18 protein-coding genes are annotated in these 16,388 nt (G+C 29.1%); 4 read left to right on the forward strand and 14 right to left on the reverse strand.

Annotated elements, in window-relative coordinates; translation table 11 throughout:
- Window positions 1-134 precede the first annotated feature (134 nt).
- From KAR67_RS03655 to KAR67_RS03665, 3 genes are all read right to left on the reverse strand, one after another.
- Window positions 135-1,772, reverse strand: coding sequence for a methyl-accepting chemotaxis protein (locus KAR67_RS03655; RefSeq protein WP_192801058.1), 1,638 nt, complete (start codon window positions 1,770-1,772; stop codon window positions 135-137).
- A gap of 66 nt (window positions 1,773-1,838) precedes the next feature.
- Window positions 1,839-2,606 carry a hypothetical protein gene (locus tag KAR67_RS03660; RefSeq protein WP_002778424.1) on the reverse strand — a complete coding sequence of 256 codons (768 nt, stop codon included), beginning with the start codon at window positions 2,604-2,606 and terminating at the stop codon, window positions 1,839-1,841.
- Window positions 2,575-3,798: a glycosyltransferase family 39 protein gene (locus tag KAR67_RS03665; protein ID WP_002783096.1), complete on the reverse strand. Its 1,224-nt coding sequence runs from the start codon at window positions 3,796-3,798 to the stop codon at window positions 2,575-2,577. The genes KAR67_RS03660 and KAR67_RS03665 overlap by 32 nt, the downstream gene beginning before the upstream one ends.
- 280 nt (window positions 3,799-4,078) lie before the next feature.
- Here KAR67_RS03665 and KAR67_RS03670 point away from each other — a divergent pair, with 280 nt between their 5' ends.
- The gene (locus KAR67_RS03670; protein WP_002778421.1) at window positions 4,079-4,663 is read left to right on the forward strand and encodes a YigZ family protein; all 585 of its coding nucleotides are present in this window, start codon (window positions 4,079-4,081) and stop codon (window positions 4,661-4,663) included.
- A gap of 31 nt (window positions 4,664-4,694) precedes the next feature.
- On the opposite strand, the gene KAR67_RS03675 is transcribed toward KAR67_RS03670, so the two are convergent.
- From KAR67_RS03675 to KAR67_RS03700, 6 genes are all read right to left on the reverse strand, one after another.
- Window positions 4,695-5,072: a hypothetical protein gene (locus KAR67_RS03675; RefSeq protein WP_002778419.1), complete on the reverse strand. Its 378-nt coding sequence runs from the start codon at window positions 5,070-5,072 to the stop codon at window positions 4,695-4,697.
- Between the two features lie 50 nt (window positions 5,073-5,122).
- On the reverse strand, window positions 5,123-5,458 hold the full coding sequence (locus KAR67_RS03680; RefSeq protein ID WP_004284883.1) for a hypothetical protein: 336 nt from the start codon (window positions 5,456-5,458) through the stop codon (window positions 5,123-5,125).
- The gene (locus KAR67_RS03685) at window positions 5,448-7,025 is read right to left on the reverse strand and encodes an ABC-F family ATP-binding cassette domain-containing protein (RefSeq protein ID WP_192801059.1); all 1,578 of its coding nucleotides are present in this window, start codon (window positions 7,023-7,025) and stop codon (window positions 5,448-5,450) included. The genes KAR67_RS03680 and KAR67_RS03685 overlap by 11 nt, the downstream gene beginning before the upstream one ends.
- A gap of 129 nt (window positions 7,026-7,154) precedes the next feature.
- A complete protein-coding gene (locus tag KAR67_RS03690) occupies window positions 7,155-7,571 on the reverse strand; it encodes a hypothetical protein (RefSeq protein WP_057040052.1) in 417 nt (138 codons plus the stop codon).
- A 12-nt stretch (window positions 7,572-7,583) separates the two neighbouring features.
- Window positions 7,584-8,216: a toxin-antitoxin system YwqK family antitoxin gene (locus tag KAR67_RS03695; protein WP_002818736.1), complete on the reverse strand. Its 633-nt coding sequence runs from the start codon at window positions 8,214-8,216 to the stop codon at window positions 7,584-7,586.
- Window positions 8,217-8,224: 8 nt separating this feature from the next.
- Window positions 8,225-8,452 (reverse strand): superinfection immunity protein, encoded by a 228-nt coding sequence (locus tag KAR67_RS03700; RefSeq protein WP_002809842.1) that lies wholly within the window; start codon window positions 8,450-8,452, stop codon window positions 8,225-8,227.
- A 168-nt stretch (window positions 8,453-8,620) separates the two neighbouring features.
- Between KAR67_RS03700 and KAR67_RS03705 the strand changes: the two genes are divergently transcribed.
- Together KAR67_RS03705 and KAR67_RS03710 are read left to right on the forward strand one after the other, a co-directional pair.
- Window positions 8,621-8,830 (forward strand): transcriptional regulator, encoded by a 210-nt coding sequence (locus KAR67_RS03705; RefSeq protein ID WP_002778401.1) that lies wholly within the window; start codon window positions 8,621-8,623, stop codon window positions 8,828-8,830.
- A gap of 60 nt (window positions 8,831-8,890) precedes the next feature.
- Complete coding sequence (locus tag KAR67_RS03710) at window positions 8,891-9,847, forward strand: membrane protein (RefSeq protein ID WP_002778400.1); 957 nt, start codon at window positions 8,891-8,893, stop codon at window positions 9,845-9,847.
- A 4-nt stretch (window positions 9,848-9,851) separates the two neighbouring features.
- Here the strand turns inward: KAR67_RS03710 and KAR67_RS03715 are convergent, their stop codons facing one another.
- Both KAR67_RS03715 and KAR67_RS03720 read right to left on the reverse strand, forming a co-directional pair.
- Window positions 9,852-10,424, reverse strand: coding sequence for a YceI family protein (locus KAR67_RS03715; RefSeq protein WP_002789646.1), 573 nt, complete (start codon window positions 10,422-10,424; stop codon window positions 9,852-9,854).
- Between the two features lie 74 nt (window positions 10,425-10,498).
- Window positions 10,499-10,861: an HIT family protein gene (locus KAR67_RS03720; protein ID WP_002778398.1), complete on the reverse strand. Its 363-nt coding sequence runs from the start codon at window positions 10,859-10,861 to the stop codon at window positions 10,499-10,501.
- Between the two features lie 109 nt (window positions 10,862-10,970).
- On the opposite strand from KAR67_RS03720, the gene KAR67_RS03725 reads away from it, so the two are divergent.
- The gene (locus KAR67_RS03725) at window positions 10,971-11,651 is read left to right on the forward strand and encodes a putative metalloprotease CJM1_0395 family protein (RefSeq protein WP_002780736.1); all 681 of its coding nucleotides are present in this window, start codon (window positions 10,971-10,973) and stop codon (window positions 11,649-11,651) included.
- Between the two features lie 18 nt (window positions 11,652-11,669).
- Here the strand turns inward: KAR67_RS03725 and KAR67_RS03730 are convergent, their stop codons facing one another.
- Genes KAR67_RS03730 through KAR67_RS03740 form a run of 3 tightly spaced genes read right to left on the reverse strand, consistent with a single transcriptional unit; the run spans window position 11,670 to window position 16,379 of the window.
- On the reverse strand, window positions 11,670-12,374 hold the full coding sequence (locus KAR67_RS03730; protein WP_002780734.1) for a tetratricopeptide repeat protein: 705 nt from the start codon (window positions 12,372-12,374) through the stop codon (window positions 11,670-11,672).
- The gene (locus KAR67_RS03735; protein ID WP_131235553.1) at window positions 12,371-14,203 is read right to left on the reverse strand and encodes a dynamin family protein; all 1,833 of its coding nucleotides are present in this window, start codon (window positions 14,201-14,203) and stop codon (window positions 12,371-12,373) included. The genes KAR67_RS03730 and KAR67_RS03735 overlap by 4 nt, the downstream gene beginning before the upstream one ends.
- The gene (locus tag KAR67_RS03740; RefSeq protein WP_002834028.1) at window positions 14,193-16,379 is read right to left on the reverse strand and encodes a dynamin family protein; all 2,187 of its coding nucleotides are present in this window, start codon (window positions 16,377-16,379) and stop codon (window positions 14,193-14,195) included. The genes KAR67_RS03735 and KAR67_RS03740 overlap by 11 nt, the downstream gene beginning before the upstream one ends.
- Window positions 16,380-16,388: the final 9 nt, after the last annotated feature.

Here is a 16,388-nt window from a genome sequence, read left to right on the forward strand (position 1 = left end):
TTTAGACTATAATTTAAAGATCTTAAGTCCTTTTCTGAAAAAGGAAATGAAAGTATAACCAATTAAGCTTAAAGGAGGATTAAATAAGGCTAGAAATTTAGCCTTATTTTTGGGTGGTTGGGGGTTATAGGTGCTTAGAGCTTGAAAATAGCTATTTCAGCTTGAAGATTATCCGAAATATTTTTTAGTTCTGTCATTGCATTTTTATTTTCACTAACCGCTTGTTGAGTTTTAGAAGAAATATCTGCCACTGTTATAATTTTTTCTTCAATTTCTTCCATTAATTTTACTTGAGCGGCTACCTCTTGATTTACCTCTTGTGCTTTAAAAAGACTGTCATTAGCTTGTTTGTAGATTAAATCCACACTATCTCTTACCTCTTCACTTAAACTTTTACCTTGAGAAATCAATGGTATAGACTCTTCTATAACGCCTACTGTTGCTATCGTTTCTTCTTGAATTTGTTTGTTAATTATAGCAATTTGATCTGTTGCCCCGCCTGTTTTTTCAGCCAATTTACGAATTTCATCAGCAACGACGGCAAAACCTCTACCTACATCTCCCGCTCTAGCAGCTTCTATGGCTGCGTTTAGAGCAAGTAAATTAGTTTGATCTGTAATCTCGCTAATAAGTTCTGTACTTGTTCCTATATTCTTAGCATGTTCGCTAAGCAAGGCAATTTGCTGAGAAACTCTAGAAGAATTGCTTGCGATATATTCCATTTGAGAAGCTGTATCCTCGGCATATTTTTTATTATTCTGACAAACTTGAGTGGTATTTTTTGAATTTTCTTCTGTTTCTAGAGCCATTTTGGAAACATTTTGTGTTTTTTGACTGATTTCTCGAATTTTAAGAGCAGATTCTCTAGAAGTTTCGCCTTGAAAAATCACTGCCTTTTCAGTTTCACTTATACGACCTACCACCAAATCAGCTTTGTGGTTTAACTCATTAGAAATAGTAATCATTTTTTGGACTATATTTCGTAATTGATTTTGCATTCTAGAAATAGAATAAAGTATACTTTGTTTATATTCTATATGAATTGGCTGTGTTAAATTTCCATTAGCAACTTCGGTGATAATTCTATTTACATCTCTTGGTTCACCACCTACGGATTTTTTAATATATCTCACTATCAAATAAGCAATAACCATAGAAATAATTAAAGCAATTATAATGATACTCATCATGATAAATTGAAAAGATTTACTTTCTAAAAGTGCTATTTGAGTTAATTCTTGATTGGCTAACTCTTGATAATCAATCAATTTATTTGTTTGAGCCAACCATAAAATAAATTCTGGTCTAGCAGAATCTAAAACCATTTTAGTTGCTGATTGAATATCATTTTCTTTCACCACTGCGTCAATAATCTTTTGATAAATTTGCACGGTATTTTTCTTAGTTTTTGCAATATCCTCCATCATAGAGCGTACATTTGAATCACCACCACCCTTAGCTACAATATCATTTAAAATAAGCTCAGCTTCTTCATAATCTTTTTCCAATTTTTGTATTTGAGCTAAAGTTTTTCTTAAGTCCTCCTGATCTTGTACTAAAACGACATCACGAATTAAAATTGATCTATCATGGATACTTCCCCTAAAATTAATCGCTTGACGAGAAATCAAAGCGTTTTCCCCTGTTGCTGTTGTAAGAGTTTTATCTAAAAAATTCACTTTAGCTATTGAAAAAACAGCTATAAACAGCATAATAAAAATAATCAAAGCAAAACTGAAATACAATCTTGCTGAAATTCCTAATCGATTCATTATTTTCTCCTTTGTTTAATATTTGCATTCAAATTATAGCAAATTTATATTAAAAATTAAAGCATTCTAAATTTTAGAACATTGAGAAAGTACACCATTTATCATTATCATTTGCTTGTTAAAATCTTGAAATTTAGGTATGTAAGCAAAACCACTAAGCGGATTGACTATAATGCAAATTTGATTTGCCTGTATTGAGCTTAAGCGTATGACACAGTCTTGATTAGTTTTAGCTAAATTTTTATCATAAACACCTTGAGAAGTTCGCAAAGGAGAATATAATCTTCCTCTTTCATCAAAAACTATCCTTGTAGAACCCCTACACGAACCTTTAAATTCTACTTTTTTTATACCAAATTTTTTAAAAATATTAAATCTTTGAGTAGTCTTACTATCGCTCTTATCAATAACTCCACTTTGTCCTGAATTCATTAATTTTTTGGGGTTTATAATATCTACAGCAATTTCACGATCAATATTGATTTCAGTTTTTCCTAAATTAGCGTTTCCATCACCATTTTTATCTAAAAATATCGTATAAGTTTGCTCATAATTTGTTGCTGCTGAATTGATAAAATATAATTGCCATCTACTTTTATACCACTCTCTTTTTGCCACTGCTAATTCCAAATCCCTAAAACTCTCTTGAGTCATTGCTAAAGTTCTTACATAGCGTATGTCATTAAGAATTTGCTTTGCACCTTGCATGAGTCTATCTTGTTTTAGATTGATTTGTGCTATGGAAATCACAAGGCCTAAGATTAAAACAACTAAAACTAGCTCAAAAAGCGTAAAAGCATCACTAGTATCTTTGGATTTGATAAATTTTTTCAAATTTTCCTAGCTTTATTGTAATATTTTTTTTATTTTTATCAAGCTGGTCTTTATTTTTAATACTTTTTAGATAAAAAGTATTACTATCTTCAATACCATAGAATTTCAATCTTGGCTGCAAAGATGTGCCAACTCTTAATTTAAAAATTTCTTGTTTTTTAAGCTCTTTGCTTAATTCTTTAGCAAGGTGATAGTTATTAGCAAAATTATATTTTGGATCAGAAACAAAATAATATAAAATTTGATTTCCTATGATAACAAAATAACAAAATAGTAAAAAAATGATAGAGCATTCTATAAAAATTTTATATCTTAATCTAAATTGCGGTAAACGCACCCTATAACTTGCCATCAAGGTTTTAATAAGTAGCGGAGTGCAAATCACACAAAATGGCAAAAAATCCTCCAAATAAAGCTTTTGCCTCAAAGAAAGCAAGGAACAAAAAATAAAGGTTACGCTCATTAAAAACCATAGTAAACTTTTTTGCTCTTTAAAAGTTAAACGATAAACTACATAAAAAAAATAAATAAAAACAAGCGGCGAAAAACAAGCGGCGAAAATTCCCAAAGTATCCAAAAAATATCCTCTTGGACGCCCACCTGTATCAAAACCATAAAAGCTTATGCTCAAACCAAAAAGTACAAGGGCCAAAGTCAATAAAAAAGAATTTCTTTTATAAATTCCAAAAAAGAAAAAGGTTAAAAATAAAATATTAAAAGACTTATCTACAAATAAAGCTAAAATCAAAAGCGGATAAAAAATCCATTTTTTTTCATATTCATACGCACAAATTATAGCTAGCGTTAAAAAAATCACTATAGAGGCTTCATTTACCAACAAAGCACTTGCAACCGTTCCTGGCAACAATACAAAAAGCAAAAGAGATAAGAAGCTATCAAAATGAGTTTTTGTATATTTTAAAGCCAAAATATAAAGTAAAATACAACTTAAAAAATGAAAAAATAAAATAGGAATTCTTAAACCAAAGTCATTTTGTCCAAAAACAAAAGTTCCAAAATGTGTGAGATAATAAAGCAAACTATGATTAAAAAAAAGAAAACTTCCTTTTTCTTCAAAATAAATTTTAGCCTCATCAACACTAATGCTAAGGGTTGAAATTCCATAAAGCAAAGCAAGTAAATCAAAAGCAAGTAAAAGAATAATAAGCTTATAATTTTTGATTTTTTCCATAAATTTGATTTTACAAAATTAAACTTAAAATATCAACTGATGCAAATTTCAAAAAATAATCCCATGCCTAATGTATAAAATAAAAATATTTTTATAAAAAGCCAACCTTGTAACACCCCATTTTATTTCTTTTATAACTTTTGAATGAATTCATAAATTTTTGACTTGTTTTTGACATTTCTTTCCTTAATTTTTGTAAAATTATAGTATATTTTTAAAAATTTTATTAATACATTATATTTTACCTTATTTAATCATAATACCAAATAAAAAGGCGAAAATGCAAACAATTGATCAAATTTTTCAAGCACAAATTGAAATTAAAAAATCTACTTTTTTATCCTATCTTTGCCCTTTTAAAGATTTTAAAAATTTGCTTGTAAATTTAAAAAAAGAACACCCCAAAGCCGTTCATTTTGTTTATGCTTATCGAACTTTAAATGAATACAATCAAATCATAGAAGATAAAAGTGATGATGGCGAGCCTAAGGGCACTTCAGGCATACCTTCTTTAAATGTTTTAAGAGGGTATGATCTTGTCAACACTGCAGTCATCACTGTAAGATATTTTGGTGGCACCAAACTTGGGACAGGAGGACTTGTAAGAGCTTATAGTGACGCGGCAAATGCAGCGATTAACAATGCCTCCTTGCTAACTTTTGAATTTAAAAAAAATATCAAAATTGCCATAGATTTTAAAAATCTCAATCGCTTCGAACATTTTTTAAGAACTCACTCTTTGGAATTTGAGCGAGACTTTAAAAATGAAAAAGTGATTTTAAGCTTAAATTTAAACGAAGAGGAAGAGCAAAAGTTTGAAATCTTTTGCGCCCAATTTACACCTTTTGAAATAGAGAAATTATAATCTATCTTAAAGCCTCGTTTGAGGCTTTAATTTAAATCGCGTTAAGTAAATCACCTAAAAGACTACTGTCTTTATTTTGTCCATTTGCATTTTGATTTAAAAGATCATTATGCACACTCGCACTTTGAGCTTTTAAAGAAAGTTCGCCCTCGTTTTGCCTAAAACGATAAGCATACATGCTTGACATTTGTGCGTATTGAGAGGAATTAGAATTTGAACTTTGGGTATTGTTTTGTAAATTTTCTTCCGTACTAGAAATACCCGAATTTTCCTCTAATTTACTTAATATATCCATAAAATCAGAATCAGAAGTCGAAGAATAATCTTCTACTTGCTTATCCACCTGCTTATACTGACCACTAATCGCATCATATTCATATGAGCTAATAGTTTTATAACTTACTTGCATAGCTTTCTCCTTTCAAAATATGCAAAAACTATACAAGCAAAAAGTGTTCCTTAATCACCATGAGTTGGTAAATGCTCCACATCAAGTTCATTATCTCTTATAAATTCTTCTTTTGCTCTCTTGCAATTTTCATCGCGTATTTTACGATATTCATTGCGTATGGTGATTTCTTTGTCGCTTAAAGGTCTATCTTCTAAAAAACTGATATGAAAATAAGTATCATCGCTTTTTGAATAAGTATTGTAAAAATCTATATAATCAAAATAATCCTTACCATTGTCAAATTCCACTACTTCTTCTATATAAATAGTAGGTCCAAAGCCTTTATGATTTTGGGTAAAATGTCCAAAGCCTGCGCTATACTGAATTCTAAATTTAGCCATCATTTTCTCCTAAAAATTCTTGGTAAGTTCCACGAAAATCAGTCAGTTCTCCATCTTTTAAGTGCCAAATACGATTAGCAAAAGCAGAAACCAGCTCCCTATCGTGACTTATACAAAGTGCAACACCCTTGAAATTATATAAAGCTTCACCAAGGGCTATGATACTCTCAAGATCCAAATGGTTATCAGGCTCATCCAAAAGTAAAAAATTTGGGCGCTCTAGCATCAAACGCGAAAGCATTAAACGATGTTTTTCCCCTCCGCTTAAGCTCGCTGCCATTTTCTCTTGATCACTACCACTAAAAAGCATTCTACCTAAACACTTTCGAATTTCATCCAAATCTTTGAATTTTTCACTCATAAGCCATTCGTAAAGTTTCAAATTTTCACAAATTAAATTACTTGTATCTTGGGGAAAATATCCAAGTTCTATAGTCGCTCCAAGGTGTATAGAACCGCTATCAGGAGCAATAGCATTGGCAATGATTTTAGCCAAAGTTGACTTGCCTACACCATTTGCACCAATTAAAGCAATTTTGTCATTTTTTTCGATTTTTAATTCTAAATTTGAAAACAATTCTTTATCATAAGCCTTACTAATACCCTTAAGCTCTAAAACTTCATTTCCTATTTCACGATTTGTTCTAAAAACTATACTTGGATCCCTGCGACTTGAAATTTTAATCTCTTCAAGCTCCAATTTCTCCAAAGCCTTTGCACGACTTGTAGCTTGTTTTGCCTTAGAAGCATTCGCACTAAAACGGCGGATAAAATTTTCTAATTCTTCTCTTTCTTTTAAAGTTTTATCGCGCTTAAGTTCAGCTTGTTTTGCCAAAAGCGTTGAAGCCATATACCAATCATCGTAATTTCCCGCAAAATCACGAATTTGTTTAAAATCCACATCCAAAATTCTTGTACAAATTTTATTTAAAAAATGCCTATCATGAGAAATCACCACCAAGGTTCCCTCATGTCTTAAAAGCTCATTTTCAAGCCAAGAAATCGCTTCTAAGTCAAGGTTATTTGTAGGCTCATCTAAAAAAAGTACATCTGCTCCTAAAAACAATACTTGCGCAAGCAAGACTTTAAATTTGTCTGCGCTTTGCAAGGTGCTCATCAAAGCATCAAAATCTTTGATTTTTAAAGAGCTTAAAATTTTCTCACAACGCGTTTCACAATCATAATTAGGATCCTCTTCAGCCGTTATTATCTCAAGCTCACCTAAACACTCATTGATCTCATCAGTAAATTCCTCGCTCATATAAAGCTTTTCTTTTTCTTTTAAGGCCTCATATAAACGCTTATTTGCACACATCACTGCATCTTTGATGGTGTAGTTTTCAAAAGCAAATTGATCTTGTCCTAAAACTGCAATTTTTAAACCTTCATCAAATACTATTTCACCACTATTTGACTCAATTTCTCCTGAAAGAATTTTTAAAAAAGTCGATTTTCCCGCACCATTAGCACCGATAAGTCCGTATCTTTGTCCTCGAACAAGTTTTAAATTAACATTTTCAAATAAAAGCTGATTTGCAAAACGCATAGTAAGATTTTTTACTTCAACCATGATTTTCCTTAAATTTTTTACTTATAAAAATTTTTAAGAAATTGTATCAAAAAAAGACTTGAAATTAATTGAGTATAAAATATTAGTAAGTCATGAAATTAATTCTATTGACTTACTTTAATAAAAATATTATTGGAAATCTCCATTGATATAAGTTATATCTGTAATTTTCACTTGATTTATGTTAGAAACCTTATAAACAACACTCCAAAGACCTTTTCTCTGTTCCCCTTTTAATGCAGCATTAATCGTAGCCATACAAGAATCAAAATTAAGATCAAAATTTGAAATGGAATTAATTTCGATCATATCAGTGTAATTTACCATTCCATCATGCTTGGTTATTTCTTTGAGGCCTTTTGCATAATCTTCATAATCAATCCCTTGGGCTTTAAGTCCGGATAATTCATAAAGATTTTTAAAAATTTCACTAGGAATTTTTTCTTTAAGATTTGAAACAACTGCCGTATTATCACATTTGTCTAATGAGTTGGCCTGAAGCAAGGCAAACCCCATTAAGAAAAATAAAATTACTTTTTTAAACATATCTAAACTCCTCTAATTTTTAGGTTTTGCTACTAAAATACCATTTTTATATTCTTCTTCTCTTACAATCTCCCCTTTTTTATATTCTCTAAAGACTCCATTTTTAAGTCCATTTTTATAATTTTCTTCGTCTTCTAAGGCGCCATTTTCATCATAACGCTTTTGTACTCCATCAAATTTACCTTTATTATCAAAATTATAATCACACATTAAAGTTCCATTTTCATAATATTCCTTGTAATTACCTTCAAATTCTGGCATACCATCTTCATTATAGCCAAGTAGTTTTCCCTTTGCTCTCATATTTCCATTCTCATAATAGCTTGCAAAATCACCATATCCGCGATTATCTTTAAAATGCACCTCCTCAAGTAATTGCCCATTTCTAGAATATTCCCTGCTAATTCCATCTTTTTTTCCATTTTTATAATTTTCTTCAGCTCTTAGCTGACCATTGTCATAAAAAGCTCTTTTTAACCCATGTATTCTTGAATCTTTATTATAGGGAATTTCTTCTTTTAAATTTCCATTTGGATATTTGTTTTGCTGAACTCTAGCCACATCGCTAGGTTGTCCAGGAAAATCACTTCCACAACCACTTAACAACATCGCAATTAAACTACAAATGCTTAAAAATTTTGTCATTTTTTCTCCTATTTCTCATTTTTTTCTTTAATAATAATAGTTTGCTTAAAACTTCCCGTAAAAGACCATATTAAACAAACAAGCCAAACAATAATAGTCCAACCAAAAAACAAATTTAGCAAAGAAATTATCAGCCAATTAGAATACTTTCTGCTCAAACCAATAATAGCGGGCAACATGTATAATACAAACAATAATATTGTTACAAAAATAGACCCGCCACTTGCACCTTCCATGTAATTCTCCTTAAATAAAAATTTTATAAAAACTATTATTCCATACTATAACTTAATTAATATTGAAATATTAAATATATTTTATATAAAAGATTGAATATTTCAAGTGTTTTTAATAAAGAAATTTTAATGTAAAATTTTTTAAAGGCTAAATTTTTGAGGTAAAAAATGACAAAAAAGAGCAAGCGTGATATGGCATATGAACTAGACATTGATGTTAGCACTTTATATAATTGGAGAAAATACAAACCCAATTTATATCGTATTGTTATGCTTGGCTTTAAATTTGATGAACTTTTAGAAAATAGCAAAAAAACTCATGAAGAATTGCTTCATATAGAACAAACCATACAAGATGAAATTGCTAAATTTAAATAAAATCCGCTTTTAAGCTTTTTTCTATACAATTATCACTTTTATTAAAATCAAGGATTTGAAATGTTTTTATTAGATTTTTTAATATCATTGAGTTTTATTTTTGAAATTTCAGCTCTTGTGCTATCCTTTTACTTTAAAAATTCAAAAATTTTCTTTTTGACTTTAGTATTACTAGGAGCTAAGTTGCCTTATTTTTATACAAGTTTTTTTCAAGCTAATTTATTTGTGGCTTTGTTTTTACCTATGATTTTTACTCTATTTTGCCTTGGAAAACATCATGTTTTAATTTTAAATAAAAAAAATATCGCCTCAATTACAACCCTTATTTTTATAGGCATTTTAAGCATCATTTTACCTAGAAATACTACTTTCAATAGCGCTGGTTTAGAATTCCATTTTATTACATTAAATTTTTTTAAACCTGTGAGTGAATTAGGATTTTTATTTTTTTTAGTCGGCTTAATACTCATTTTTATCAAAACTTTTAAAACTAAAGAATATTATCTTCTTATCGCATTTTTTGCTGCATATTTTCAGTTTTTATTCCAAGAAGGAACAGGAATAAGATATTTTGAATTTGCAAGTTTGGTTTTTTGTTTTTATCTTTTAAATTACGCTTATAGGTTAGCTTTTTTTGACACCTTAACAAAGCTACCCAATGAAAAAAGCCTTACACGCTTTACAAAAGGAAAAAACAACTATATCATTGCCTTGCTTCATTTTAATGAACTAAAAGATACTAAAGAAAGCTATACCAAACTCATTTTAAAACAAATTGCAAAAATTTTAAAACGCTTTAGAGCAAAAATTTTTATCGTAGAAAATGATTTTATTTTAATTTTTAATGATAAAAATCAAGCTTTAAATCATCTTGCTTTTTTAGAATCCACCTTGAAAAACACGGAATTTAATTTAGAAAATGAAAATTTTAAACCGGATTTTAAATTGATTTGGCAAGAAAGTGAAGAAAATTTGGATAAAAATTTACAAAGTCTAAGAGCAAGACTCTTAGACTAAAAAATTATTTTTCGTTCGCTTCAACTTCGATATTTAAATTAATATCATCACTTAAAGTAATAGTTGAAGTACCTGGCGCAAAGTTAAAATCAGAGCGTTTGATTTTACCATTTAAAGAAAAACCTACTTTTTCTTTTCCATCTTTACCCTTAGCTGTACCGCCGATTTCAGTATCTAAAACCACATCTTTAGAAACGCCTGTTATGGTTAAAGTTCCTGTCATTTTACCCTTTTCGTTATCGATTTTTTCATATTTTTTCATTACAAAAGTCATATTAGGGAATTGTTTTGCTTTGAAAAAATCATTTTGTTGTAAGTGATTATCTCTTGTTTGATTGTCTGTATTTACAGATGCTACTTTAATTGTTGCTTCAAGTTTTTTAAATTCAAAACTTGCAGGATCAAAGTCAATTACCGCATCATAATCTTGAAAATTTCCTTTTACATTGCTAATTTGCAAATGTTTAATTTTAAAACCTACATCAGTGTGAGTTTTATCTAAAGTATATTCTTTAGCAAATAAACCTGCACTCAACAAAGAAGCTGCAACAAGAGAGCTTAATAAAATCTTTTTCATTTTTTTCCTTTTTTTGTATTTTTATGTAAAAAGAATTCTAATAAACAAAAAACAATCAACCATTAATGATAATTTTAGTCCATTTTATTTTTAAGAAAAATCACAAATTCATCAAAACTAGGCAAATTTAAGTCTTTTAATTCTCTTTGCTGCTTGCCCCACATACATTCTGGAAAAAAAGCATCCTCTTTAAATCTCGCCATTATATGAAAATGTACCCTTGGAACATAGTTTGCAAAAGAAGCAATATTGATTTTTTCAGGTTTGTAAAATTCTATCATAGCCTTTTCACATCGCAAAATTTTGTCAAAAATTTCTTTTTGAAGTTCATAGGGACAATCGCTAAATTCTTTATAAACTTGCTTGGTAAAAATTTTAATCCATGGCACTTGAGCTTCCTCTTTTTCGATATAAATCAAGTCATTCTCATAAATCATTAATCTTCCTTTAAAATTGTATTGATTGTTATTTTACAAAATTTATCAAAATTTTAAGTCAAAATGCGTTAATATTGTCTAAAATATACAAAAAAATAAAGGAGGAAAAATGCAAATTGGCTTAAATTACAACTATGCTAGCAATTCCTCTTATTATGATAAAACACAAAAAAATAATGCCGAACAAGAAAATACAGAAAATACAAACTCACAAAATAAAGACTCAAAACAAAACAATGAACAAACTCAAATGATAAATGGCGTTGAACTTACCATACAACAAGTACAACAAGTGCGTGAGCTTCAAAGTATAGACAGAAATGTAAAAGCTCACGAAGCAGCACATCAAGCCGCTGGAGGTGGTTTAGCTGGAGCTGCAAGCTTTAGCTACACAAGAGGACCTGATAATCAAATGTATGCCACAGCAGGTGAAGTTCCTATAAGAATGCAAAAAGGAAGGACACCTGAAGAAACTATCGCCAATGCGCGTCAAGTCGTTGCAGCAGCCATGGCGCCTGCTGATCCTAGTCCGCAAGATTATAAAGTCGCTGCAAATGCTCTAAAAATGGAATTTGAAGCAAGAGCTGAAGCAACAAAACTTAAAGCGCAAGAAGCACAAGAGAAAAAAGAAGAAAACGAAGAAAAGCAAGAAAATCTTGATATAAATAATCAAGATTCTAAAGATAATTTCGAAGAAACACAAGCAAACAAAGACTTTAAAAATTTCATTGGCAAAATTTATCAACAAAATTCACAAAATAATCCAATCAATTTTAGTTTAGTTTCTTAAAATATTTTTGATGACATTTTAATAAATTTCTATATCTTGAGAATTTAGCTTTCTATAAGCAGCACAAGCTTCTTGGTGTTTTTTATCGCAAGCCATACCTAAATATCTCTTAGCCTTTTTCAAATCTTTTTTCTCAAGCTCATAATAACGTCCGATCAAATAACAAGCCTCTGCAAAACCTAAAGTACAAGATTTAGAATAAAAAGCCAAAGCTGATTTAAGATTTTGCCTTACAAGCTCTCCTCTTTCATACAAAAAGCCTAATTTATAGCAAGCTCTAGCGTCTTTTAAATCGCAAGATCTTTTATAAAAATGCGTAGCCATTTGACCATCTTTTTCATCTTCATAAACCAAACCCATATGATTACAACTTGAAGATTCACCTAAATTACAAGCCTTGTTAAATGCCAAAAGGGATTCATTAACATAACCTAGATCTTGTAAGGTTAAGGCCATATTAGAACAAGCCTTAGCCAAACCGAGTTTGCAGGATTTATCATAAAATTTATACGCTTTATCAAAATCTCTTGCAACTCCTTGAGCATTTTCATTCATATAGGCTAAAGAAAAGCAAGCTCTAGCATTGTCTTTTTCGCAAAGTCTTTCAAAAATTTCATATGCTTTTACAAATTTATTTCCCTCATAAAGCCTTAAAGCATTATCTAAATCATTCACAGCAAAAAGAGTGTGAAAAAATAAAGATAAAATGAAAAATATCCTCATAAATTTTCCTTCAATACACTTCTGACTTCTAAAATTTGCTCTTTGCGTTTTTGTAATTCTACTTTTTTTAAGTCTAAAATTTTATTTTTTTCTTGAATTATATTTGTATTTTGTTCTAAAAAATGATTAGATATTTTTACTAAAATCGGTTTATTGATAAGCAAAGCTTCAAATTCATAAGCATTAAGCTCAGTTAAAACCCTTTCATAAATTTCACTCTTTTTAGGATAAAAAAGCGTAAATTCGGAACTATCTAGCTCATAAAGAACTCGACTTTCATTGATTTTTCTACTGAAAAATGCCAAGCTTAATTTTGTAGCGTTTGCATAATTTGCAAAAGCTTTGAGATTTAACTTTTCAAAAAATAAATCCAACTCTAGCAAACTTTTAAATAAAAGCTCTTTAAAGTCTTTTAAAAAGTACTCATCGCTTGCATTGCAAAAAACCCTAAGTTCGCTAAAATTTTTATCGCTTTGCAAGATATTATCTTTTTGTATATTTGAAAATTCAGCTTTAAAAAGCAAAATGTCTTTTTCTAAATTGTCTATAAAATCTTTCAATTTTTGTTTTATTTTTTCAAATGATTCGTAAATTTCATTTTTGATTTTTTTAAATTCTTTATTCATTATATCGCTGTTGTAAAACATTGCCAAAAAAGCATCATCGCTCGAAATAAAAGGAGCTTTATAATCGTATTTTACATACAAATCTTTTTTCAAAAATCCCTTGGCTTCTTTATAAAAATGAGCCTCTTTTTCTTTAATGCAATTAAAAATTTCACTCGCAATTCTTTCGCCAATGCTTTTAAGCTTATTTAAAATTTGATGATTTAAAATTTGAACTTCTTTTATAAAATCATCAAAAGAAGAATTTAATTTCTCTTGATAAATTTGAAATTGATTTGCAAGCTTATCAAAAATATCCACAAAAAGCCTATTTTCATCCTCTAAAACTTGACATAAATGAAGCATTTTTCTCTTTGTAAATTTTTGTTTTAAGGCTTTCTCATCTAAGTTATCTAAAAAATCTAACAAAAGATTAAAATTAGATTCTTCATATTTTGTTTTATCTTTTGCTTCCTTGCAAGAAATGGCAATTAATTCTTTAAAATATTTAGAAAAAACTGTTTTGGCATAATTTAACACATTTTCTAATTCTTGAGCGCTAAGCTTATCTTTTTGATTTAACACACAAATGCTATTTTCACCCAAAAGCTCCAAATTTGCCTTTATAACATCTTCTTCGCTCTTTTTTCCTGCATTATCGATCAAACTTAACCAAATTGCCGCGTGGATATTTTGGAGCTCCTTTAGGGTGGTTAAAGTATCATCTTCATTAGCATTAAGCCCTGGAGTGTCCACTAGGGTGATTTTTTTAAGCAAAGGTATGGGTGCAAAAATATGCAAACTTTTTGTTTCTTTTACATTATTTCTTTGATCTGTGTATTTTGCCAACTCCTCTATATGAGTGATTTCATCACTTCCATCTTGAAATTCAACTCTTAAAAAATACTCATCCGCATAACGCAAAAAAGTGGGTTTAAAAGTAACAGGCACTACTCCAGTAGGCAAGCATTCTTTTTTTAGGATTAAATTCAAAAGGGTTGATTTTCCACTTGAAAATTGTCCTATGATAGCAATATTAATATTTTTATCTAAAGAAAAACTCAATTCTTCAAGCTCTTGAATAAGATTATAGCTTGGGTGCATGAAAGGCTCATTTAGTTTTTTACACAACATTTTAATTTGCCCTTCAAAACTTTTATCAAAATCTATATTATAGGCATCTTCATAAGCCTTTATAAAATGATTTAAAATATTAATTTGCATTCATAAGCTCCACTTCAAGCTGTTGTAATTTTGCAATTTTTTCCAAATTTCCCTCATAAGAAAATAAAATGTCAGCATTTTGATTTTTAAGATTATTGATTAAATGTTCAATACTCGCTAACTTTTCTTTTTGCAATACTTCATAATTTTTCATTCTTTCATTCAAGAAAGCAAAAAAGGCGCCATTGATATCCAAATCCTTTAATATAGCACCTATATTAAAACTTTCAAAAGTGCTAAAAATCACTTCTGTTAATTTTGTTTCAAGCTCAAATAAATCGACTTTGGTAGAGATAATTTGCTCGATTTGCAGTCTTAACAATGCAAATTTTTCATCACTAAAAATATTTTCTATCTTTTTAGAAATTTCATCTTTAAAGCCTTCAAATCCATTGTCAAAATCATCTTTTAAGAAATCATATTTTAAAGCCAAACTTGTTTTTAATTCCTCTATTTTTTTAATATTTTCAAATTTAACTTCTCTTAAAATATCATTAATACCATCTTTAACCGTGATATCTATCATATTTAAAATACGATTAATGTTAATTTTTTGGGCTTTATCTTTTAGATATTTAATCTCATCAATCAAACGCTCTTTGAGCTTTTTAGCCAATAATAAAACAAGATTATCCACCCCATTTTCAAAATTTTCAAGATTTAAAATCGAATTTGAAATCTCTTCTTTTGCCTCCTTAAGCGCTTCTTCTTTAGCCTTAAATTCCAATAAAAGTTTATCATTTTCTTCGCTTAAGCCTTGCCCGTCTTCTTTTATAAGCTTGTTTTGTATTTCATATTCATTTAAAATATTTCTAAGCTCTAAAAGCAATTCTTTTTTATAGGCTTGTAAAATAATTTTACTTTTTTCTCCAGAATAAAGCTCATTAAAAAGATATTCCTCAAATTCTTTCATGCCACTTTTCTTAAAGCTTTCTTCAGAAGATAAACCCTTGTAAAAATCACTTGCCATTTTTGCGCTTACACATAAAAAATCTATCTTTTCTATCAAATGCGTGTCAAAATTTTCAAGTCTAGCCTTAAGACTTTCTTTGGTGTAATTTATCACTTCATCTAAATCTTTTTGGCTTAACAAATCCGCCTTGGTAAGGACAATTAAAAATTTGCTAAGCCGAGAATTCAATAAACAATGGATTAAAAATTCAGCATCTTTTTGTGTTAAAGCTTGAGAAGCATTCATAAGATGGATTAAAAAATCGCTTTCTTTAAGATACTCATTAGTTAGAATTTCTCTTTGCACGACTATATCATCAAGTCCTGGAGTATCCACTATAGAGATATTGTTTTTTAAAAATTCCAAATTGCTTTTGATTTCTATCTTCTTAATAAGAGCAGAAATTTGGTTTTTAGCAGAACTAAACTCTTTAAGCTCCTTTAGATTGATTTTTTGTGTTAAAGCCTTATCTTGAACATATTCTTTAATATCGATTTTTAAAGCAAGCTCATCGATGAATTCTTTAAGCTCCTTGCTAAATTTGGAACTTTTTAATATATTATCCCATTCTTGAGTATCCCAAAAATAAATCACGGCCTCTTGAGTATTGCCATAGCTTAATAAAGTCAAATTCGCGGTTTCAGGGATATTAGAAACCCCCAAAAAATCCTCTTTTAAAAGCGCATTAAGCAAGCTTGATTTTCCTGAATTCATAACACCTGTTATAGCTATATTAAATTCTAATTTTTGAAATTTCTCTAAAGTCTTTTGAAGTCTTATTTTGCTATTTTCATCAAAACTCAATTGACTAAGTTCCATATTGATATGATTAAGCTCATTAAAACCACTTTGAAACAAAGCTTTTTTATCGATACTTTGAACTTGAATATTTTGTATATATTCTAAAATTTCAGCATTGTTTGAAATTTTTTGCAAAATTCGCAAGGCTTTTAATAAATCTTGTTTAGGTATAAAACCCTCCCTAAACATATTTAAAACACAAATTTGAGCTTTTTGAATGCTAAAAATATCTACTCTTAAATCAATTTTTTTACAAATATTGCTAAATTCTTTTAAGAGAAAATATCTTTCATAATTATCCTTATTAACACTCAATATAATAGCAAGTTCGGAAACATCAAGAATATTTTTATCTTTAAAGCTTGCATTAAAATCTAAAAGCTGGAGTTCATTTTGCCAGAGTTTTTGGAGTAATTCTTTCATAATTTTCCC

Origin of the sequence: Campylobacter sp. JH32 (assembly GCF_017846535.1) — a bacterium.
In the GTDB taxonomy this organism is placed as follows: Bacteria; Campylobacterota; Campylobacteria; order Campylobacterales; family Campylobacteraceae; genus Campylobacter_D; species Campylobacter_D coli.